General features: G+C 42.5%; 16 protein-coding genes and 1 pseudogene. 9 read left to right on the plus strand and 8 right to left on the minus strand.

What is annotated here, in order from left to right; translation table 11 throughout:
• Positions 1-232 (plus strand): annotated as a pseudogene (locus V7K46_RS12705) (hypothetical protein); the annotation flags it as partial.
• A gap of 81 nt (positions 233-313) precedes the next feature.
• Here the strand turns inward: V7K46_RS12705 and V7K46_RS12710 are convergent.
• The 4 genes from V7K46_RS12710 to V7K46_RS12725 form a co-directional block, all read right to left on the minus strand.
• Positions 314-2,344, minus strand: a complete 2,031-nt coding sequence (locus V7K46_RS12710) for an amylo-alpha-1,6-glucosidase (RefSeq protein WP_335113560.1) — start codon at positions 2,342-2,344, stop codon at positions 314-316.
• A 191-nt stretch (positions 2,345-2,535) separates the two neighbouring features.
• On the minus strand, positions 2,536-2,883 hold the full coding sequence (locus V7K46_RS12715; protein WP_335113562.1) for a hypothetical protein: 348 nt from the start codon (positions 2,881-2,883) through the stop codon (positions 2,536-2,538).
• 282 nt (positions 2,884-3,165) lie between these two features.
• The gene (locus V7K46_RS12720; RefSeq protein WP_335113564.1) at positions 3,166-3,312 is read right to left on the minus strand and encodes a hypothetical protein; all 147 of its coding nucleotides are present in this window, start codon (positions 3,310-3,312) and stop codon (positions 3,166-3,168) included.
• Between the two features lie 187 nt (positions 3,313-3,499).
• On the minus strand, positions 3,500-4,537 hold the full coding sequence (locus V7K46_RS12725) for a threonine aldolase family protein (RefSeq protein WP_335113566.1): 1,038 nt from the start codon (positions 4,535-4,537) through the stop codon (positions 3,500-3,502).
• Positions 4,538-5,703: 1,166 nt separating this feature from the next.
• On the opposite strand from V7K46_RS12725, the gene V7K46_RS12730 reads away from it, so the two are divergent.
• Both V7K46_RS12730 and V7K46_RS12735 read left to right on the plus strand, forming a co-directional pair.
• Positions 5,704-6,492 (plus strand): ABC transporter ATP-binding protein, encoded by a 789-nt coding sequence (locus tag V7K46_RS12730; protein WP_335113568.1) that lies wholly within the window; start codon positions 5,704-5,706, stop codon positions 6,490-6,492.
• 204 nt (positions 6,493-6,696) lie between these two features.
• Positions 6,697-8,136: an MlaD family protein gene (locus tag V7K46_RS12735; RefSeq protein WP_335113570.1), complete on the plus strand. Its 1,440-nt coding sequence runs from the start codon at positions 6,697-6,699 to the stop codon at positions 8,134-8,136.
• A gap of 325 nt (positions 8,137-8,461) precedes the next feature.
• On the opposite strand, the gene V7K46_RS12740 is transcribed toward V7K46_RS12735, so the two are convergent.
• Positions 8,462-9,058: a TetR family transcriptional regulator gene (locus V7K46_RS12740; protein WP_335113572.1), complete on the minus strand. Its 597-nt coding sequence runs from the start codon at positions 9,056-9,058 to the stop codon at positions 8,462-8,464.
• A gap of 59 nt (positions 9,059-9,117) precedes the next feature.
• Entirely contained in the window at positions 9,118-10,116 is a 999-nt protein-coding gene (locus tag V7K46_RS12745; protein ID WP_335113574.1) for an aldo/keto reductase, read from the minus strand.
• A 194-nt stretch (positions 10,117-10,310) separates the two neighbouring features.
• Between V7K46_RS12745 and V7K46_RS12750 the strand changes: the two genes are divergently transcribed.
• From V7K46_RS12750 to V7K46_RS12775, 6 genes are all read left to right on the plus strand, one after another.
• Positions 10,311-11,429, plus strand: coding sequence for a phosphotransferase enzyme family protein (locus V7K46_RS12750; RefSeq protein WP_335113576.1), 1,119 nt, complete (start codon positions 10,311-10,313; stop codon positions 11,427-11,429).
• Positions 11,426-11,965, plus strand: coding sequence for a DOMON-like domain-containing protein (locus V7K46_RS12755; RefSeq protein WP_335113578.1), 540 nt, complete (start codon positions 11,426-11,428; stop codon positions 11,963-11,965). The genes V7K46_RS12750 and V7K46_RS12755 overlap by 4 nt, the downstream gene beginning before the upstream one ends.
• Positions 11,966-12,041: 76 nt before the next feature.
• Entirely contained in the window at positions 12,042-13,658 is a 1,617-nt protein-coding gene (locus V7K46_RS12760; protein ID WP_335113580.1) for a GIY-YIG nuclease family protein, read from the plus strand.
• 197 nt (positions 13,659-13,855) lie between these two features.
• Positions 13,856-15,127 (plus strand): ATP-grasp domain-containing protein, encoded by a 1,272-nt coding sequence (locus V7K46_RS12765; protein ID WP_335113582.1) that lies wholly within the window; start codon positions 13,856-13,858, stop codon positions 15,125-15,127.
• A gap of 551 nt (positions 15,128-15,678) precedes the next feature.
• The gene (locus V7K46_RS12770) at positions 15,679-16,683 is read left to right on the plus strand and encodes an SDR family oxidoreductase (RefSeq protein ID WP_335113584.1); all 1,005 of its coding nucleotides are present in this window, start codon (positions 15,679-15,681) and stop codon (positions 16,681-16,683) included.
• A 521-nt stretch (positions 16,684-17,204) separates the two neighbouring features.
• Complete coding sequence (locus V7K46_RS12775) at positions 17,205-18,389, plus strand: MFS transporter (RefSeq protein WP_335113586.1); 1,185 nt, start codon at positions 17,205-17,207, stop codon at positions 18,387-18,389.
• Between the two features lie 198 nt (positions 18,390-18,587).
• On the opposite strand, the gene V7K46_RS12780 is transcribed toward V7K46_RS12775, so the two are convergent.
• Together V7K46_RS12780 and V7K46_RS12785 are read right to left on the minus strand one after the other, a co-directional pair.
• Complete coding sequence (locus V7K46_RS12780; RefSeq protein ID WP_335113588.1) at positions 18,588-19,661, minus strand: SBBP repeat-containing protein; 1,074 nt, start codon at positions 19,659-19,661, stop codon at positions 18,588-18,590.
• Between the two features lie 341 nt (positions 19,662-20,002).
• Positions 20,003-21,652: a GMC family oxidoreductase gene (locus V7K46_RS12785; protein WP_335113590.1), complete on the minus strand. Its 1,650-nt coding sequence runs from the start codon at positions 21,650-21,652 to the stop codon at positions 20,003-20,005.
• Positions 21,653-21,678 lie beyond the last annotated feature (26 nt).

Raw genomic sequence — 21,678 nt, forward strand, 5'->3', positions numbered from 1 at the left:
AATAACAAATGAGTTCGCCGAAATAACAAATGAGTTCGCCGAAATAACAAATGAGTTCGCCGAAATAACAAATGAGTTCGCCGAAATAACAAATGCGTTCGCCGAAATAACAAATGAGTTCGCCGAAATAACAAATGAGTTCGCCGAAATAACAAATGCGCTCGCCGAAATAACAAATGCGCTCGCCGAAATAACAGTTGTATTTTATATCGATTGCAAATCACGTCCATGACATCTCTGGCAGGATATTGAGCGGAATTATTGTACGGGTTATTTCCTGAAAATAGCTGTAAGTCCTGAATTATTCCCTGCATCAACTCGTTGTCGCCAACCAAGCACGCAAAACCTCTGCCACTGTCCACGCTTGGGCAATGCATCCTCGTGGAGTCATCGGGGCATCTCCATCAAAAATCTCGCTGAGACTGCCAAGACCGTGTGCAGTCAGATGATTAGCCATTGGTTCCAAAAATTGACGAGCCTGCTCAGGGTTTTTGTAGACGCGCAGGTGTGCTAGGACGAACGGCCCCAACAACCAACCCCAAACTGTCCCCTGGTGATAAGCTCCATCACGTTGATACTGATTGCCACCGTATTTACCCTGATATTGGGGATGATCGGGGGCAAGCGATCGCAGTCCATGAGAAGTCAGTAGCACTCGTCCGCAAGCTTCCACCACACTCCTTTGCTGGGCAGGTGTTAGCGGACTTTCTGGCAATGAAACAGCAAAGATTTGGTTAGGACGCAACGCCGAATCATCACCATCAGGACTGTCTAGAACGTCATAGCAATAACCTGTCTCGTCATTCCAAAAGCGAGAAAATCTATACTGAGCACGGTCTGCCATCGCCTCATATTCTTGGTGTGGTTTACCAAGCTGACGGGCAAACTTTGCCATTGTCCGTAGAGCATTATACCACAGGGCATTAACTTCAATCGGTTTGCCAATTCGGGGCGTAACTACCCAATCGTCAACTTTGGCATCCATCCAGGTCAGTTGTACACCTGTAACGCCTGCATAAAGTAAGCCATCGGCTGGATCGAGGTGGATGTTGTAGCGTGTACCGCGACAGTGCCAATTAATGATGTCTGCAAGTATTGGAAAGAGTTCACCAAGCAAATTATCATCGTCTGTAGAACTGTAGTAAGCGCGGACTGCTTCAAAGTACCAAAGAGTGGCATCGACAGTATTATATTCTGGTTGCTCACCTGCATCCGGAAAGCGATTCGGCAACATTCCTTGGTCTACGTATCTGGCAAAGGTGCGAAGAATTGAGCGTGCTACCTCTGGGCGACCAGTTGAAATTGTCAAACCAGGGAGACTAATCATTGTGTCGCGTCCCCAGTCGCCAAACCAGTGATAACCAGCGATGATGGTTTTACCGTGAGAGTCTTCTGGCACTGGGCGGTTAACAATAAACTGGTCAGCAGCTAATACTAGATGGTTGATCCAGCTAGGTGATTCCTTAGTGTTGAGGGGTCGGCTACTATTCCAAAGTCCTGTTAGCTTCTGCTCTTGAGCGCGACGCAACTTAAGTGCAGCTTCGCCATGCAAATCTGGTTGTTTTTCTGTGCTGGCTACAAATGCGTAGGCGCAGCCCGTCGTAGACATCGCTTCTCCAGGATTCAGTGTAACTTCAAAGGTGGCAGCGTGGAGATGGTCTTCTTTATCTCTCAATCCCCGATAGCGTTCAACTGCTAAGTCAAAGCCATAATACCAATTGTGGGCAACAGATACACTACCACCTGAAGCGCTGCTATCGCCTTTAGGCAAATCGCTCAGTAGATACAGTGGTACAGCGCCCGAATAACCAGTTATACAAATCCCCTGTTCCACCTGCTCAACAGACATCTGCCAACCGTTGCTTTGAGTATCGCTGTGATAATCACGGTAGTTGACCATTGCTTTGAGTGTTAACTTCAGCGGTTGGGTGGCACGACGCAGAGTATATTGGACATAGGTTGTATTAGCGCCTTGTTGCATCCACACGCGTTTTTCTAATAAGGCATCAGCAACAGCAAACCGCCATACGGGTATTGTACCTTCCAGAGAAAAACGTTCAATATGTTGATAACCGTGGGGACTGACAATCCCATCCGCCCAACGATTGGTGTGTAGAGAATAAGAGCGAGTGTCATACAGGACAGTTTCATCTAGTTTTGCCAGCAGCAAAGTGCGACCTAAAGGTGGTTTTAATGCCGCTACCAGTAGTCCGTGATAGCGGCGGGTCAATAAACCTGCCACAGTTGCAGAAGCGTAACCACCAATGCCGTTAGTAACTAACCACTCCCGCGATTCTGCGGTGTCAAGATTGCCGCAGATTTCCCGCCCAAATTCTATACACATAAAATTAACATTCTTCCTGGCGATCAATATCTGGATTATCGATTATGAATCCTCTAGTGTGCTAAGAGTGGTATTAAGAGTTGATAATAGCGCAATTTTCCGTTAATCCCACCAGGCTTTACAACACCATAGCGATCGCACTCACCCTAAATTAAAAACAAGTGCGATCGCAATAATTGAAAGTGAAAAACTCAGTAGATTATAACTCTTCCTGGGATGAGTTCAAGTTCTTCTGGGTAAAGGGAGTAATACTCTTGTTCAGAAAGTCGTCTATAATCTTCTTGAGAATGTGACGAAAAAAAACTTTTTTTAGCTTGCTCAAAAATATCACTGCTAACTTGTACTAAAACAATTTCCTTATAAAAACCTGTAACCATGACTGTAAAATAAATATTTGTAAAAATATTTACAGTCGAAGTCAGGTCAAATTCTTGACCAAGTTCAAGACTAAGAGAAGTGCTACCAAGCTTAAATAAAACGCAAGGCTCTTTATTTATGGCTTTAGGTGTGTATGGGAGAGGCAAATAAACGTCTATCAAAGTTTCTCCTTATGCTTTTTGATAGTTTATGTGTACTAAAAGAGGAGAATATCACATTTTTTTACACACTATAAGCAGCCGCGTAGATACCAAGTCTTGAATGTAATATAGCAGTCCTAAATCATTTGTAAAAATAAATTAACCGCAGAGGCACAGAGAGCGCAGAGAGAGGAATCGGAGATTTTCACGACTCATTTAGGATTGCTATATCTGTAATGCAACCACAGCAACGTCTAGGATTTAAGTCAATAATCAAGAGAAATTGCTCCTATATCCTATCAATTACTTCTCCACAATCCGCATCGTGTGACCGTCTGGATCTCTCACCAAAAAGCCATTTTTAAATACCAATGTCTGCCCAGAAATCGTCACGACACTAGGAGAAACAAATTGATATTGGTTAATTCGTAACCTTTGGGCAAATTCCATAACTCCAGCAATAGGAATTTCTTAATTATTCTCAGACTTTCCAGCACTGTTGTTTGGTGTATAAGTGCGATCGCTTGTAGTTATATTAGCTTATACTTGCGAACATTCAGCAGATGGCGGAATAATTTCAAGACCACATTTTTAAATTTCCGGCTTTGCCCCTGAATTGTAACTTCTGAATTATTTTTCAATCAATCGCTTTTTTTATATCACCAATTAACTCATCAATCCTTGATTTTGTTGTGTTCCAAGAACACATAAAACGTACTCCTCCCACACCAATAAATGTATAAAACTGCCAGTTCTTTGCTTTTAAGGCGTGAATGACTTGTTCAGGTAATTTAACAAACACGGCGTTGGCTTCTCTAGGAAACATCAAGTCAACACCTTCTATATTTAATAGTTGATTTTCTAAGTAATCAGCACATTGATTGGCATGTCTGGCATTTTTTAGCCAAGCACCAGTTTCCAATAAACCCAACCAGGGAGCAGAGATAAACCGCATTTTTGAGGCTAGCTGACCTGCTTGTTTGCATCGATAATCAAAATCTTCTGCTAGCTCTTTGTTGAAGAAAAGAATGGCTTCACCCAATGCCATTCCATTCTTTGTACCACAAAAGCACAACACATCGACTCCAGTTTTCCAAGTAATTTCAGCAGGACTTTTATTCATTGCAGCAACTGCATTTGCAAAACGAGCGCCATCCATATGAATCTTTAAGTTATACTTTTTCGCCACTTCTTTAATTTTCAGAAGTTCTTCAATAGAATATAAAGTTCCTAATTCAGTTGATTGTGTAATGCTAATAACTTTAGGTTTAGGATAATGAATGTCAGTACGTTTAGTAACAATAGCCTCTATCGCCTCTGATGTTAGCTTGCCATTTTTACCTTGAGCAAGTAACAGTTTAGAGCCATTAGATGCAAATTCAGGTGCCCCACATTCATCTGTTTCTATGTGAGATGTTTCATGACAAATGACGCTGTGATATGACTGACAAAGGGCAGCTAAAGATAAAGAATTTGCGGCAGTACCATTAAAAGTAAAAAATACTTCACAATCAATTTCAAAGAGTTCTCGAAAATAATCTGTGGCTTTTTGAGTCCATTCATCATTTCCATAGGCTGGAACACTACCTTGATTTGCCCTAATCATATATTCCAGCGCTTCCGGACAAATACCAGAGGAATTATCACTTGCAAACTGCTCTAAGTTGCTACTCATAATCTCTACTTTGATTTTTATCAGTAATTGTTACAATATTAGTGAAAAATTTTGACAAGCGTATTGAGTTATAGCAATTATTAGTATGTTTATACTAAAATAGCAATCCTATGTGAGTTGTGAAAATTAACGAACCGCCTTTTTGTGCGTCCGTTACACGTAGCTTCTTTGCAGAACAGGACTTACGCAAAATCATGAAAAAACGTAGACGCATACGCCTTTGGCGTTGCCGCAGGCTACCGCATTCGCGCAGCGTCTCATAGAGAAGGACGCATAGACACGTTCGCGTTGGCGGAGCCTCTCGTAGAGAAGCGTCTCATAGAGTTGTGGCTGACCGCAGGGAAGGACACAAACGTATAAGGTTTCAGAAAGTTATTGTGTAAGTCCTACAGAAGTACGCGTAGTGTCTCGTGAGAGAAGAACGCCAATAAAAGAAAGGGAAGCTTTCACATCTGATTTAGGATTGCTATATATGACTTTGCTGATGTCTACAGAAGACTGGAGTCATAGTTTCCCTTTACTGAGATATTAAATTACTACGGTGTCTTCGTCAGCTTTGTGTTGAGGGGATTCTAGGACTTAAACATCGCAAATCACTAAATATTATGCTAAAAAAATAAAGTTTGTTAATCAGAATGCTAATCATATACTTATAATGTACAATACAATGCTCTACCAATAACTATGACATCACTAATTGGGCATATTTGTCCTTTGTTAGTTGTCATTAGTCATTTGGATATTTTGTACTGACTAATGACCGTGTAATGCTCCTTCTGGTGCGTGCGCTACGCGTAGCAAGATTCCCATAGGGGTACGTCCATAACGCCCTTCTCCTGACGGAGACGCTCTTGCGTTCGGGTGACGCTGGTGAGGCTCAATGACTCGCTCTTGCGTTCGCTTAGGGCGCAGCCTCTCCAAGAGTTGAGAAGACAGCCAGTTCCCTACAGTGGGCAAAAACCTGCCTACTGTAGGGAACAACAGCAAAGTCGAACAGGACTGGACTCACCAGTTGCTCATCAGGGAAACCACGCCAGTTGCTTCTTTGGCGCTAGCCCCTCCTTTGGGGAGAAGGGGAGATACCCGTAGCTTGCTTCCTTGTAGGGGTACAAATTGGGGAACCCACCCAAGCCACTGGCTCACCAATGACCAATGACTAATAACTAATGACTGAACCTGAACCATTGATTGAACTGAAAGGTGTTTCTAAGTCCTTTGGTAGCCATAAAGTTCTAGATAATGTAGACTTGACCATTTACCGGGGAGAAGCACTGGGGATTATTGGTCCATCAGGGACTGGTAAATCAACAATTTTACGGGTAATGGCGGGGTTACTTATTCCCGATGAAGGAGAAATTTATGTGCAAGGAGTGCGGCGAGACGGTTTGATTGAGGATGGTGGCCAGCAGGTTGGCATTGGCATGGTGTTTCAGCAGGCGGCGCTATTTGATTCGCTGACGGTGGAGGAGAATGTGGGATTTTTACTTTATCAAAATTCAAAGCTACGGCGATCGCGCATTCGAGATTTGGTAAAAGAAAAATTGGAGATGGTAGGTTTGCCAGAAATAAGCAATCTCTACCCATCCGAACTTTCCGGGGGAATGCGAAAACGGGTAAGTTTTGCGCGTGCGATTATGTCTAACCCCGATAATCCCTTAGAAAATCCAGAAGTTCTACTATACGACGAACCAACAGCCGGACTTGATCCCATTGCCTCAACAGTAATCGAAGATTTAATCCGCTATTTGCAATGTTTACATGGAGTTTGTAGTACCTATGCCGTTGTTACCCACCAACACAGCACTATCCGCCATACAGCTGATAGACTTATATTTCTCTATGAAGGTAAAGTGCAGTGGCAGGGTACAGTTAGTGAAATATACAATACAGAAAATCCGTTGATCAGACAATTTATCAGTGGAAGTGTGAAAGGGCCGATTCAAGTCGTCGGCTAGAAACTTAAAAGTTATGAGTTAGGAGTAGAGACGCGATTAATCGCGTCTCTACAGGAGTTAGGAGTAGAGACGCGATTAATCGCGTCTGTACAGGAGTTATGAGTAGAGACGCGATTAATCGTGTCTGTACAGGAGTTATGAGTTAAATTCAACTTATAACTTCTCACTCCTAACTCTTTATTGGTTGTTGGTGGAGGCAAAAAAATGCGAGGACTTATGAGAAGCGGCTTCGCGTCTGGGCGAACATTTAGAGAAGGCTCTGTGGGGTTGTTAATCCTGTTAGGACTGGGAGTATTTGGGTTACTCTTTCTGTGGTTACATAGATTTACTGCTCCTGGTCGTTCATACAAAGCTATTGTGGAATTTGCTAACGCTGGCGGAATGCAAAAAGGAGCAACAGTTCGCTATCGAGGCGTTAAAGTAGGAACTATTTGGCAGATTCTACCAAAAGCAAATGCCATTGATGTAGAGATTGAAATTGCCCAAGCTGACCTAATTATCCCCCGGAATGTAGTGGTGGAAGCTAATCAAAGCGGATTAATTAGCGAAAGTATTATCGACATCACACCAAAAGCAACGTTACCTGTTGGGGTTGTGCTTGCTAAACCCCTAGATAAAAATTGTGATAACAGCCTCATCGTCTGTAATGGCTCTCGGTTAAAAGGTCAGGTTGGGATCAGTGTTGATGACCTAATTCGCAGTTCAACTGACCTAGCTGCTGCATACAATAACCCAAAATTTTATACAAATGTCAATAGGGTTCTAGAAACTACTACAGGCGCAGCAACAAGTTTTACTGAGCTAAGTCAGGATTTACGAGGGTTGACCAAAAGTTTGCAACAACAACTAAATACATTTTCAGCCACTGCTAATTCAGTGCAACAAGCGACAAACCAACTTAATGCATCCGCGAATCAAACACTAAATAAATTTGATACAACTGCAACTCAAGCAAGTCGTTTGCTGAACAACCTGGATAATCTGTTGACAACAAATCGTTCTTCGCTGGTTGGCGCTTTGAACAATATTACTGAAACCAGCAACCAACTGCGTGTTACAGTCAGTAGCCTATCACCATCTGTGAATCGATTGACTCAAGGACAATTACTCAACAATTTAGAAACTCTTTCAGCAAATGCAGCGCAAGCCTCAGCTAATTTACGCGATGCTTCTAAAACCTTAAATGATCCAAAGAATGTGGTGCTGCTGCAACAAACTTTAGATTCAGCACGAGTAACGTTTGAAAATAGCCAAAAAATTACATCTGATTTGGATGAATTGACAGGTGATCCTAGTTTCCGAAAAAATTTGCGGCAATTGGTGAATGGTCTAAGTGGTTTAGTATCTTCTACACAACAGATGCAGCAACAAGTGCAAGTTGCTACGACTCTAGATACGGTAAAAGCTGCTGTGAGCAAACCAAAGAATCTAATTCCTACCCCAGCACCAACCCAACAGGCGATGTCTAATGACAAGTCCCTACCCGTCTATGTAATTAATCCTTCACCTGCTAATTTTGTCAGTACCGACACCAACCTTGAACCAACCCCCAGTGCGTCTATCTCTAACTCATCCCAAGAAGACCTCTTGAAGCAGCTGCGGGAGTATGGTAAGCAACGGGAGCAACTGGAGACGGGAAAATAAGTAATACACTTGACAATACATAACCACTTCCCATAAAGGGGATGGAAACAATTTTACTTAGTTGTTCCTGTTGGAGGAGGCTAATACCAATTCTGTATGAAGATGCGTTAAACCATATTTAAGTACAAGAAAGAAAAACGAACCGCATTCGCGCAGCGTCTCCAAGAGTTGGACGCAGAGGACACAAAGAAAGAAAGAAGTTAAAAGGGTTTGGCGCAGCCTCACAAAGAAATGGTATAACTAGCTGACTTTACACACTTTCCCTAACGGGGATGTTTCTATCCCCGATCGCGTGCGCCTGCTTTCACCCGATGCTGACAAGCATCTAAACGATTAACTCACGCACCACAAGACCAGCAATTATCAAGCGCCATACTTGGGCAAAGTCTGTATCGATGTCTGGATCACTCCATTCGGATGCGTGAGCTGGATGGTGAAACCGAACCGTCGCTTGCAAGACTGCCTTCGCCGCTACCTGCGGATTAGCCACCCTAAACTCGTGACTGGAAATACCGCTCTCGACGATCGCAGCTACTTGCTTTAACAGTTCATCAACGTGAGCCTGAACCACCCCTCGCGCCTCTTGAGCGATCGCTGAATAGGTTGCAAACAACTCTGGCTCGTCCAAGACTTTTTGACGTTTCAGAGTCATGAGTTGCTCAAACCATCGGTGCAACCGTTCAACGGCGGAACCCTGCTCTTGGGCGATCGCTGCTAGCGGTGTGGAAACCCGATGCAGCCACCGTTCTGCTACTGCATCGCGCAGGGCAGCCTTACTGGGAAAATGCCGATAAATCGTGCCGTGGCTCACTTCTAAAAAGCGAGCCACATCCACGACTGTTGCCTTTGCCAGACCGTAACGACGCAAAACCTCTTCCGCCGCGTCAAGAATCCGCTCCGGTGTTAAAGCTGAATCATTCATGCTAAGGATATTTTATCTCTTCTCACTATCCAGCATGAATCATTCATGCTAAAGATATTTTATCTTTTTTCACTATCCAGCATCGCCATTTGTTCTGGAGCATAGCGATCGCCAGCTACGGCATCCAGTGGCACTGCTGCCTCAATCCGGGCGAGATCATCCTCGCCCAAGTGCAGATCCAGCGCCCCCAACGCTTCATTCAAGCGATCGCGACGCCGTGCCCCAATCAGCGGCACAATATCGTTCCCCCGCGACAGCACCCAAGTAATTGCTACTTGAGCAACCGTGGTACTGTGTTCTTGGGCAATAAGGCGAAGGGCTTCGACCAGCAACAAATTGCGATCCAGATTCTCTCCAGAGAAGCGGGGCAGATGTGCGCGAGGGTCTTGCGCTTGCTCAGAGCGTTCTTTCGACCAGTGACCGCTCAACAACCCCCGTGAGAGGACTCCATAAGCGGTGACAGCAATGCCCAATTCACGCACAGTCGGGAGGATGTCATTTTCAATACCACGACTCAGCAGCGAATATTCGATCTGAAGCCAGCTAATGGGATGAATCGCATGAGCACGCCGAATTGTATCTGCACCCACTTCAGATAAACCAATCTGGCGAACATATCCAGCTTTCACCATTTCGCTAATCGCCCCAACTGTCTCTTCAATGGGCACCCTCGGATCGAGCCGGGCTGGCTGGTAAAGGTCTATGTAATCGGTTCCCAGTCGTTTCAATGTATAGGCAAGTGAAGTCTTCACGGCTTCAGGACGACCATCGAAGCCAATAAACTTGCCGTCAGGAGACCGCAGCGCACCGAATTTAACAGCAATGAAGACATCTTCCCGCCGCCGTCCTGCTAAGGCTTCGTGTAGCAGCAGTTCATTGTGCCCCATGCCGTAAAAGTCGCCTGTATCTAGTAAGGTAACGCCTGCATCAAGGGCTGCATGAATCGTTGCAATACTTTCCTCGCGATCGGCTGGGCCATAAGCATCAGACATGCCCATACAGCCAAGCCCAAGTGCCGATATTGTTGAACCGTTTTTTCCAAGTTGACGCGACAACATAGCAACCTCTCCACTGTGGTGATAAAACTATGATAATCAAATAGATGACAAAAATCAATATCTGTCATTCAATATTTGTTTAAATTGTCCAACACTGTGAGCATCTGTTGAAGCAAGCCTGCAATTTGACTATTTGTTGGATCTACTTATCAGCCTAAAATCTTCGTGAGGAGTAATGCAGGTTAAACACGAACATGATAGAAAAATTTAATACACAGGGTGCAGAAAATCTAGTTGCGATCGCTAACCAATTTGCCCAATGGGGGAAAGTTACAGACGTTAAAGCATTTGGCAGTGGTAATATAAATGACACCTTTTTAGCAACTCTAGATTCCTCAAAGGAACAACATTTTGTCCTGCAACGCATTAACACACAGGTATTTCGTCAGCCACAACTGATTATGCAGAATATGCGTACCTTAACTGAACACGTTCAAAAAAGGTTGCAGGATACACCCCTTAATCGTCGCTGGGAAGTGCCACGCGTATTGTTGACCAAAAACGCTCAAGACCACTGGAAGGATGCAGATAGCTCATTTTGGCGGGCAATCAGCTTTATAGAAGGCTCCCAGTCTTTTGATAGTATGCGCGATCGCTCCCACGCGAAAGAAATCGGTTATGCCTTGGGAATGTTCCACAATCTAATCAGCGATTTGCCAGCAGAAAAACTTGCTGACACCCTTGAAGGGTTCCATATTACACCGTTTTATCTTCAGCATTACGAGGAAGTTTTGCCGAAAACTAGTGCGCCTCAATCTTCGGAAGTTAATTATTGCTTACAGTTTGTTAGCGATCGCCAAGCCTTTGCACATATTCTAGAAAATGCCAAAGCTGAAGGTAAGCTACCCCTACGTCTGATGCATGGCGATCCAAAAATTAATAACGTGATGTTTGACATTGTTACCCAGCAAGCCGTCAGCGTCATCGACCTGGACACTGTGAAACCCGGTTTGGTACATTACGATATTGGCGATTGCCTACGATCGGGTTGCAATCCGGCTGGTGAAGAAACCGAGAATTGGGAAAGTATTTATTTCGATACCGATTTGTGTCAGGAAATCTTACAAGGTTATCTCGCTGTGGCTAAGGCATTTTTGACCGAGAATGATTATGCATACATATATCATGCGATTCGTCTAATTACTTTTGAACTAGGACTAAGATTCTTTGCTGATTATTTAGCAGGGAATGTCTACTTCAAAGTTAAGCACCCAGAACATAACTTGGCAAGAGCGATCGTCCAGTTTAAGCTTACCGAAAGTATTGAATCTCAAGAAACGCAGATTCGCAAAATTATCGAAGATATGAAATGAACCACCAGACATTTTCCCTGCAACCTTTCCCCTCTACTGAGTCGTTTCCTAATTTGAAAATTACAGGCAATATCTCTCGAAATGCTAATCACCTTACCATCTGCTACAACCTTGGAGGTAACTTAAAAGAAATTGCAATTGCTTCACTATCAAATGCACCATCACGCAAGGACGAATTGTGGGAAGACACTTGTTTTGAGTTCTTCCTTGGCATCAAAGATTCTATACGGTATTGGGAATTTAACCTCTCCCCTGCTGGACACTGGAATATCTATCGCTTTGAGGACTATCGTCAAGGGATGCAAGAGGAAACAGCTTTTGAAAAGCTACTGTTTAGCATTCAGAATCAAGTTGACGGTTTAGCACTTGCGTTAGATGTCGATTTGGATAAAATTATCTCGGCAGAGCAAGAAATCGAACTTGCCATTACTACAGTTATTAAACATAGAGATGGTGAGGTGACTTACTGGGCGTTAACTCATCGAGATGCAGAGGCTGACTTTCATCTGCGGGATAGTTTTATTGTTAAGTTGTGAGATACATTTTCATATAGCTTGCAAAGTTGGGAATATTAGCTGTAGAGACTTAACTTAGTAAGTATAAAACGTGAATATGAATGCAAATGAATTTATCTTCCAATTACCTCATATAAATATAAAAAATAGAGAGTTACTTCCTGAAAATTCAGGAATATACTATGTATTAGATGAACAATTTATAGTTTGGTATGTAGGGCAGGCGAAAAATTTACGTAGTCGTTGGGCAGGTGATAGCCATCACAGACTGTATCAGTTACAAAAACAACGAAAGAAGCAGTTTGTCATATACTACGAATTGGTAGCTGAATCACATCTCAATGCTATGGAACGACAGCGCATTGAAGAGTACAACCCGCAACTGAATGGAACTAAAATTAGAACAAAGAAACTACATCCAACAGAAACGCTATTACGGGAAACACTAACTATCCTTGCACCATACAGTTTTATACTAGGTGTAGAACCTCCACGAAAACAAGATCCTAAGCTGATTAATGATTCTATACATTGGCGAGATGATTGGAGAGTTCAGAAAGCTGTATTGCCACTGAATGTAATACACATCTGTATAAATTTAAAGGAATTAGAAGAATTTGCAAAGGATTGGCCGTCTATTAATCGTTTATTAAAACATGTATTCAAGCAGCGGACTAACTATTCAGATAACTGGGCTTGTAAAGGTAAAAGGAAAGATGAGAAATATGGTTTATTCTTCTTAAGAAGACTATTAGTTAATGGCTTTGCTATCGAAATCTACAGAGCCGCGAAAGAAGCTTTAGAACATATTCAAGGTTATGAATTGACTCAATTGGCTGGAGTTGATATGAGGGTTGTCAATGAAGATTCTCTAGTTGCACTCAAAAATAAATGCCTGCTAAGTGTTACTGGAATTTATATGTCTTCTGAGAAGCAATACCATGCATATGAGCAAAATCGTCAGAAGGCAATAGAACGATTATCTCCATATAACAAGGATCTGATTAAATTACTATTTAACGAACACATAGACACTAGTAAACTTAAAGTTATCCTGATAGAACACAAGACAGAGGAAGAAAGCAATACCAACTCTCCCAATAGACTAACAAACCTTATTGCTAAAAAAGAGTATTTCAAGAAATTATTAATAGAACGTGGTATTGACTTGGAACAGTATCAGGTTAATAAGTATTTGGAGTCTATACCAATAGATGATGACTACGTAGACAGCATGAAAGATAAAAGGATGGCTATCTTCGTCAAAACATTTTTGGGTAATCTTAAAGAACCAATAAGCTACATAGTTATTAAGCTAGAGAACGGTAAAACAACGACAGTTGGTAGAGGTAATTTCATATATGGAGCAAAAGGTAGCACATTACAAGGTTCTCTTTACAAAGAAGTTTATTTAGCAGCGACAGTAGATCGAGTTTTTTGGTTGGTGTTAGAACCATACTTATCAGATTTTTCCCAAGTAAAGCTTAATGAAGAAGAAGGATACATAAGCAAAGCATATATATCCCCTAGAAAATTCCTAGTACCTGCTATGCTTTCTGTCAGTTTAAACGGAAAATGGAGAGCAGATATACCATTTGGTCCTAAAGATGATATGTCATACAGCGAAGTTGTAGACATTATCAAAAGTCGCTTACACGAAAGTGGAATACCTAAACTTAGATTTTCATTCAAATCTGAGTCTTCACGCACTTAGCTACTAGCATTTCATTCTGAAAAACTTTGACTATCAAATGGATCGTATTTGCTCCTCTGTAATTTTGTGTTTTGAAAGTAGGTTACGATCGCATTTGTTTAGACTATGAACTAGTTGGTGCAATTAGATTAAATATCTCAATACAGCGATATTTACATATTTACAGTTTTATGATATATGCTTTATCGGAGGGCTAAATGAACTCAAAATATAACTTTCAATACTTTCAAGGAAGTTCTCTTTCCGATCTATTTGCTCAAGACATCATAGATGCATCTTATGGGTTTATCCTAAATTACCCTGCAACTGCCAGTTGGGCTGCTTATCCCAACCTGGAAAAATATTTTATTCAAGATGGCAGTAGTGAAGCCACCAAAACCTCCTTTGACAAGATTTGCCAAAAGGAACCTTGGAAAATTTTAGCTGTATTAGGCGATCGCATTCCAGGAATTGCGATCGCTCCGCCGCCAAAGTCGCTGCTTGCATACTGGCAAGAGCATTTCGGCTTCAGCTATTCCAATAGGTTGGTCATGGATCGCTTGACTCATCTAGATGACCTCAGTCAAAGCGATCGCTTTGACAAACTTATCACTCTCTTTCCCTTTGATCGTCTAAAACCTGAAAAACACGCTATTGATTCAGACACCCATTACCGCTTACTCAGCAAAGTAACTTTAGCTGAACTGGGGGTGCAATGTCCAAAATACGAAAGTTACAATTTGCACACATATAGTCTAGAAGATATTCAGTTACCACAATTTCCCTACTTAATTAAAACGTCCCACGGACTCTCAGGAGAAGGCACTTATATCATCAAAAGCCCCAGCGATCTCAACTACTGTCTTGAAGAAATCAATAAATATCTGGATATTAAGTTGCTCGATAAAATTATTGTCTCGGAGTTCATCAAGAATCAGGTACAGAATTACTGCGTACAGTTCTATGTCAACAAGGCGGGAGAGATAACCCTGATCGGCACTACCTGCCAACTCGTCACTCCAGAAGGTAATTATTTAGGGGGACTGATTGACTACCGCAACACTGACATGAGCAAGTTCTTTGAGATGATTGCCGCCATTGGTCAGTATGCTCACAAACAGGGTTATTTCGGCGTAATTGGGTTTGATGTGCTAGAAGACCAAGACGGACAATTTTATGCGATCGATGCTAATTTTCGAGTCAATGGATCGACTCCATTGTGCTTGCAGCGTCATACCCTACTGGGACTGGGAAAGGAAGTTGCTAAATATTCCAGTGACTACCGCATGGAAGGAACGTTGGATTCAATTTTAGTGACCTTAAAACCAGAACTAGATCGCAAGGACTTGATTATTCTATCGGCTTTAGAGAAGGTCAAATATGGAAAAATCTACACCGAGATTTATGCGATCGTTACTGGAGAAACTATCCAGCAAATGCAGTATATCGAGCAAAAATTACAGGATAAGGGATTACAATGGCTCCCTTGAACAACACCACTATTCATATCTGGCGTTAGAAAACCTTATTTATCGTAGAAGCCGGGGTTCTTTGCCTAAGTCTTAAAGTAATTAACTTCGTTTTATACAAATGAGTAAAAATTTCAAATAAATTTGCTTCTTAGCAACAAAAAGACTACTGCTAAATATATAAAAACTTTATAAACCACGAAAGATTTAGATATATTGAGCACTTTCTAATATTAGGGAATATGTTTTAATCCCCACATTGCAGTCATGGAATTGTATGACATTGTAATTATTAACACTGGTTATAATTGCTTATTTTGTGTTGGCTACCTGCTAAAAGCTGGTTCGAGGATGCTTATAGATACTTCCTGTGACGCTTGTAGATTCCCCAATAGACAGAGAACTGCAACTGTAATAATAATTAACATAATATATGTATAGTAGAGTTATTAAGAAATATGTTTAATAACAACTGATACTAAAAAAGCGACTGAATTACCTACAGAAGCTAAAGTCTCTAACGCTGTCGAAGCCAATTCCCAATTCCTAATTTATTTTAAAAAGTAACACTTATGCAATTAAAGCCAATCAATCAGCAAGTCGTTTCTGTTGTTGGAGCCTCCAGCGGTATCGGACGTGTGACAGCTCTTGAGTTTGCTAGACGCGGGGCAAAAGTGGTAGTCTCGGCTCGCGGTGAGTCGAAGCTAAAGTCTTTAGTCGAAGAGATTCGCAGCTTTGGCGGCGAGGCAACTTTTTGCGTAGCTGATGTGGAAATATTTGAGCAAGTTAAGGCGATCGCAGATAAAACTGTAGAAGTCTACGGGCGACTCGATACATGGGTACATGTCTCTGCTATCGGTATCTTTGCCACTTTCGACAATACAACACCAGAAGAGTTTAAGCATGTTATTGATGTCGATCTCATGGGACAGGTGTATGGTGCAATGGCGGCTCTACCCCATCTAAAGCGTGAGGGACGGGGGGCACTGATCCACGTCTCTTCAATGGAAGGTAGGCGATCGCTCCCCTACCAAAGTGCTTACTCGGCAGCCAAGCACGGGGTAGAGGGCTTTATCGAAGCCATGCGCCTTGAGTTGCAACATGAAAAATGGCCGATCAGCGTCACGAGTGTGAAACCAGGGGTGATTAATACCCCTTTCTGGAATAATGGTCTGACGAAATTAGGCGTAAAGCCTTTCGGGATACCACCTTACTACGAGCCTAAACTTGTAGCTGATGCTATCCTCTATGTAGCCGAACATCCAACTCGTGACTTCTTAGTTGGGGATGTAGCTAAAATATTAGATGTGGTACAGCGCGTCTCACCATCATTAGTAGATTCACTGTTACTGCTCGTCGGCTTCGATTTACTACGTTCTTCTGAGGCGAAGTCTGAAGATGCACCAAATAATTTTTACCAATCTGTTCCTGAAGACGACAGAGTTAACGGAGATTTTGGTAACTTAGTTATACCGAGTGTTTCTGACTGGCTAGATAAAAATCCGCTTCTCCAGTGGGGTGCGATCGCTGGTACAGTAGCATTAGCGTTCTTAGCAGCTCAAGTATTCAAAGATTAAGGATAAATAGACCTGTCCGAAAATTTGCAATCCAGTTCTTACAAGGGTTTTTCTCAAATCCTTGTAGACTTTTTGGCAATATAGTGATGAGGTTTTGAGATAATTACTGATAGTTTAAGGCAGAAAAATACATAACTATAGATTCAGGCGATGCCTTCTCTACGAGACGCTACGCGAACGGCGGGCTTTGCCTACGCTATTTTGTCTCAAATTGAATCAAGCAATACTCTAAGAGGAAAGATTTAATTTTCTGAAAGCCCTAAGTAGTTGCGGTATTAGCGTATTTCACTCTCATTCAGGTTCGTCAATAATTAGATGCGTTTTCCCTGTCAGTTTGATAGGTTGATTTTTACACCAATTAATAAAGAATTTTATAGCTAAATTCGTAGTGGACACCAATAAAATAATTTAGGTTGTATTAGTGCATCACTACAGAAAGATGAGTATAAAGTTATTTTTGAGGATGATTAATTGAGTAAATCTCAGCAGTCAAATTGTCCGATCCAGGAGCATTCTAGCCAATGAGAGACTATCAACGCACCCTACCGCCTCTGTGGATAGGTTCGGCGATCGCCTTCTATGCCTTTATTGCCATTGGCATTGCTGAAGCAGGATTAGGAGTTCTTCTGCCCTCAATTCTGTCTACCTATAACCTGACTCCAGCAACCGTTACCCTACTTTTTCTCAGTCAAATTAGCGGTTACATTCTGGCAGCATTCACCAGCAGTCTTGTGAGTAGTCGGCTGGGGTTAGCCCGAATGCTGTTGATTGCTGCGGGTGCGCTGACGATGGCACTAATAATCTATGCTACCTCACCCTCCTGGTTTCTCATGGTTGCGGCTGGATCGGGGTTGGGATTGGGCATTGGGTTGATTGATGCAGGCATCAACACCTACATTGTGCAAAATTCCGGCAGTGCCAATCTGATTGGTTTGCTCCATGCTTTCTATGGTGTTGGCGCACTCTCAGGCCCGGCGATCGCTACTACTTTGTTAGCAGTTGGCATGAACTGGCGACAGGTTTATGGGGTATTAGCCGGGATTGTCAGCCTATTAATTGTCAGCGTCCTGGGTGTAATCATTTTCAACTACACACCAATGACACAACGGGTATTGGCATCAAATACAACTGCCTTAGAAAATCTGGGCAGAGCGCTCCAAACTCCGATAGTACTGCTAACTGGGCTACTTTTGCTAGTTTATGTTGGCACTGAAGCCTGCATTGGCAACTGGGCATATACTGTACAGTCTGTCGCTCGTCACACTCCTACGCTGATTGCTGGTTACAGCGTTAGTGCCTACTGGCTGGGATTAACATTAGGACGTTTCATCTTAGGTTATTTCTTACAATCGCTTGGAGCAGTCCGCACAATTAGTATGTCGCTCAGTCTTGTGATCATTGGATTGCTTGCCTGGTGGCAACTGCCAGATCAATGGATTAGCTTACCGTTGATTGGTTTTGGGTTAGCAGCCATTTTCCCTGCAACCATTTGGTTAATTCCTCAACGATTACCAGATCCCTATGTTCCTGCGGCTGTTAGCATTGCCACTAGTGCCGCCAGTTTGGGGGCAGCGATTATACCCACTGGAGCAGGCTGGCTTGCAAGTTGGACAAATTTAGAAATCATCCCAATGTTAATGCTACCACTGGCGCTGATAATGGTGGGTTTACATTGCTGGCTAGTGCAACATTCGCTAAAAGCCTAGTACTGCAAGGCGGAAGTTAAAAGTCATTAAGGGGTAAGCTTTTGGGCGGCGTTTTTTAACTCCTGCTTCACTTATGCCAGGGCGATCGGTAGGGCGGCAGATCAAGCATTCAAAAAGGAAGGATAAATAGACCTGACTTTCCACATCCCGTGAAAAGTAAGCTCGACTTTATCCATAAACTCAAGCTTAGGCACCTAACTAGGGGCAAGGTAAGCGCTTAAATTTGGCAACTAAACCGATGATACCTAAAGCGAGAATGCCTAACATGTCTGATGGTTGAGGTACTTGTACCGATGAAATATTGCCACTTTTTAACTGGACAATTCGGTAGTTACTAGTATCTGCCACGTAGACGTTGCTAGAAGAGTCTACTGCTACGCCAAATGGAAGATAGAACTGCCCGTTACCATTGCCTTGAGTGCCAAAAGAGGTAAATGTACCGCTAAAATTACTGGGATTAAACTGGACGAGCCGACTGCCGTTTCTAGTATCTGCCACGTAGACGTTGCCATTCGAGTCTACTGCTACGCCAGTTGGATCAGTGAACTGCCCGTTACCACTGCCACCAGTACCAAAAGAGGTGAATGTACCGCTAAAATTACTGGGATCAAACCGGACAATGTGGTTGGCAGCATTATCTGACACATAGACTAAGCCAGAAGAGTCTATTGCTACCCCATATGGAGCAGCGAACCGCCCGTTACCAACGCCAGGAGTGCCAAAAGAGGTAAATGTACCGCTAAAATTACTGGGATCAAACCGGACGATCCGCCCATTAGGCAAATCTGTTACATAGACTAAGCCAGAAGAGTCTACTGCTACGTTACGTGGACTAGCGAACTGCCCATTTCCGCCGCCATAAGTGCCACCAAAAGAGGTGAATGTACCGCTAAAATTACTGGGATTAAACCGGACGATCCGATAGTTATTAGTATCTGCTACGTAGACGTTGCCAGAAGAGTCTACTGCTACGCCGTCTGGACCAGCGAACTGCCCGTTACCATTGCCAACAGTGCCAAAAGAGGTGAATGTACCGCTAAAATTACTGGGATTAAACCTGTCTACCTGATTGCTATAATCATCTGCCACGTAAACATTGCCAGAAGAATCTACTGCCACGCCAATTGCAGTTTTGAACTGCCCGTTACCGCTGCCATAAGTACCACCAAAAGAGGTAACATAGGTCAAATCTGCTGCCCTCGCTGCTAAGGCGGGTCCGACCATAGCCGCAGTCATTACTGCAACTATACCTGTTCTAATTATTGAGAACATAATTTTTCCTTCACACTCTCACCGATCAAACTACTGAAACCTTTATTTTTGCACAAAGGGAGCGACGCTATAACGAGCCGCCATTCAATCTGCAAAACCGACTCTGTGCAAAGCTTCTAGAAAAAATATGATGTGCCAAATAATAACTAATTAACCGGACATGATATTACTGATAGTTGAGGACAGAAAAATTTGTAATTTCCGGCAAGATAGATTGAATTACCGAGCGTTAACGATGAGCTTATACAAACCAAAGTCTTAGTACAGGTACTGTAATGTGGTGATGTGAGCTCAGACGATCGCTACGTTTAAAAGTGTGACGATTTTACGCAAAGTTGTACTTAGTGACACAATTGTGCTTTCACATGATCTGCCAGTCGAATTGCTAAGGCAACAATGGTGAGCGTAGGATTAGCATAGCCTCCTGTAGGGAAAACAGAGCTACCTGTCATGAATAAATTAGAGATGCCGTGAACTTGACAATTTGCATCTACTACTCCTTGTTTTGGGTCATCATGCATACGCGTTGTTCCCATATTGTGATGGGTACTCAGCGAAGCAACTGGACGATCTCCATCTAATTCAATCTGCAACTCACCTAGACCTGCACTAGCAAACTCTTCTGCAAATACTAGCTGCGATCGCTTTACACTGCAAATATCTATTTCGCTCCAACGATTAGTTAATTTTGCTTGCGGACAACCAAGCTTATCTAATTGATTACTGAGTGTCACCCGATTGTCTGGATTTGGGGTTTGTTCAGTTTGGCTGAGAACTTCAAACTTTGTATATTTCTGTTCATTACCTTCATGGTAAGACCATCCACCATGACTTAAATCAGGGAACAAATATTCTTTTTTGAAATTATATTTATACCAATCAGCTACTAAATCATCAATATTCGTAATTACATTTTGCAAATGTTGAAAAACATTCTTGGGTAACTGCCCTTGTCGAACTGAAGAGAACAAAATTCTCGCAGAAGCCTTTGCTGCTGATCTAAACCTTTCATCTCTGGGATATAACAACGCGGTCATATTGAGTAATTTTTCGCGACGCATAACTTCTTCCGTCAGGGCAAATTTTCCCATCACCGTGACATTATTAACCCGGCGTAAGTCATACAAAGCCATCGAATTGAATATTTTGCGATTTTGCGGAACAAGCATACCACAACGGATAAAAGGATGATCCATAAAGAACCTACCCACTAAATCATGTTGATTGCCTAATCCATTTTTTTGAACTCGGTTTGATAGCAACAATAAACGTGCGTTTTCAATACCACCAGTGGCTAAAATAAATACTTTTGCAGCCACCCAAAATTTATTACCAGATAAACAAGCTACTTGCACGCGTTTCACTGTTTGGGCTGTTTCGTCTGCCTCAATTTCTACCACGTTGGCGTTCAGGAATGTGCTGATATTAGGAGATTGATTGATTTGGTGGCGATATTCATTGGTGAAAATATCACGGAGGCCAAACTGAAACATACTGGTAGTAACTCGGTCACTTGTGAAATGTGTCCGAGGAGATTGAGCATTTTCCCAAGCCTCAGCTTCATAAGCAAAAGAACCGAGTTTACAGACTGCTTGAGCACGCTCATAAAATGGATTCAGGTGAGATTTACTAAAAGGCCAGCCACTGTATGGCACCCAATCTCGTTTTTCAAAATCTATTTCGTCTAATGGTACATGCCTCAGACCAAGTTGATTTTTATTGATTTCAATATTCCAGACATTAGCCATTCCACCAAATTGACGATGACGCATATCTTGCAGTGGTGGAAATGGATCTCCAACAGTTTCACCCTGACCAAGAGATGCAGTCTCTTGATTAAATTCCAAATCACCACTTTCTAATAAGCAAACGCGAAAGTCTTGTCCAATTAGTTCTCGTGCGAGTGTAATTCCGGCTGGCCCAGCACCAACGATACAAACTTCAGTATCAATAACTTCATCTATTGGCAATTTACGGCTATCAATCAACATTAATTTAATTCCTTTTAATCTGATTT

The sequence above is a fragment of the Nostoc sp. genome, assembly GCF_036917395.1.
Taxonomy (GTDB): domain Bacteria; phylum Cyanobacteriota; class Cyanobacteriia; order Cyanobacteriales; family Nostocaceae; genus Nostoc.

Excerpts from the sequence above, each read along its gene's own strand:
- V7K46_RS12725 (WP_335113566.1), bottom strand. The coding sequence starts at position 4,537 with ATGAGTAGCAACTTAGAGCAGTTTGCAAGTGATAATTCCTCTGGTATT.
- V7K46_RS12785 (WP_335113590.1), bottom strand. The coding sequence starts at position 21,652 with ATGTTGATTGATAGCCGTAAATTGCCAATAGATGAAGTTATTGATACT.
- V7K46_RS12740 (WP_335113572.1), bottom strand. The coding sequence starts at position 9,058 with ATGAATGATTCAGCTTTAACACCGGAGCGGATTCTTGACGCGGCGGAA.
- V7K46_RS12765 (WP_335113582.1), top strand. The coding sequence starts at position 13,856 with ATGAACTCAAAATATAACTTTCAATACTTTCAAGGAAGTTCTCTTTCC.
- V7K46_RS12730 (WP_335113568.1), top strand. The coding sequence starts at position 5,704 with ATGACTGAACCTGAACCATTGATTGAACTGAAAGGTGTTTCTAAGTCC.
- V7K46_RS12745 (WP_335113574.1), bottom strand. The coding sequence starts at position 10,116 with ATGTTGTCGCGTCAACTTGGAAAAAACGGTTCAACAATATCGGCACTT.
- V7K46_RS12760 (WP_335113580.1), top strand. The coding sequence starts at position 12,042 with ATGAATGCAAATGAATTTATCTTCCAATTACCTCATATAAATATAAAA.
- V7K46_RS12750 (WP_335113576.1), top strand. The coding sequence starts at position 10,311 with ATGATAGAAAAATTTAATACACAGGGTGCAGAAAATCTAGTTGCGATC.
- V7K46_RS12755 (WP_335113578.1), top strand. The coding sequence starts at position 11,426 with ATGAACCACCAGACATTTTCCCTGCAACCTTTCCCCTCTACTGAGTCG.
- V7K46_RS12770 (WP_335113584.1), top strand. The coding sequence starts at position 15,679 with ATGCAATTAAAGCCAATCAATCAGCAAGTCGTTTCTGTTGTTGGAGCC.
- V7K46_RS12720 (WP_335113564.1), bottom strand. The coding sequence starts at position 3,312 with ATGGAATTTGCCCAAAGGTTACGAATTAACCAATATCAATTTGTTTCT.
- V7K46_RS12735 (WP_335113570.1), top strand. The coding sequence starts at position 6,697 with ATGCGAGGACTTATGAGAAGCGGCTTCGCGTCTGGGCGAACATTTAGA.
- V7K46_RS12710 (WP_335113560.1), bottom strand. The coding sequence starts at position 2,344 with ATGTGTATAGAATTTGGGCGGGAAATCTGCGGCAATCTTGACACCGCA.
- V7K46_RS12780 (WP_335113588.1), bottom strand. The coding sequence starts at position 19,661 with ATGTTCTCAATAATTAGAACAGGTATAGTTGCAGTAATGACTGCGGCT.
- V7K46_RS12775 (WP_335113586.1), top strand. The coding sequence starts at position 17,205 with ATGAGAGACTATCAACGCACCCTACCGCCTCTGTGGATAGGTTCGGCG.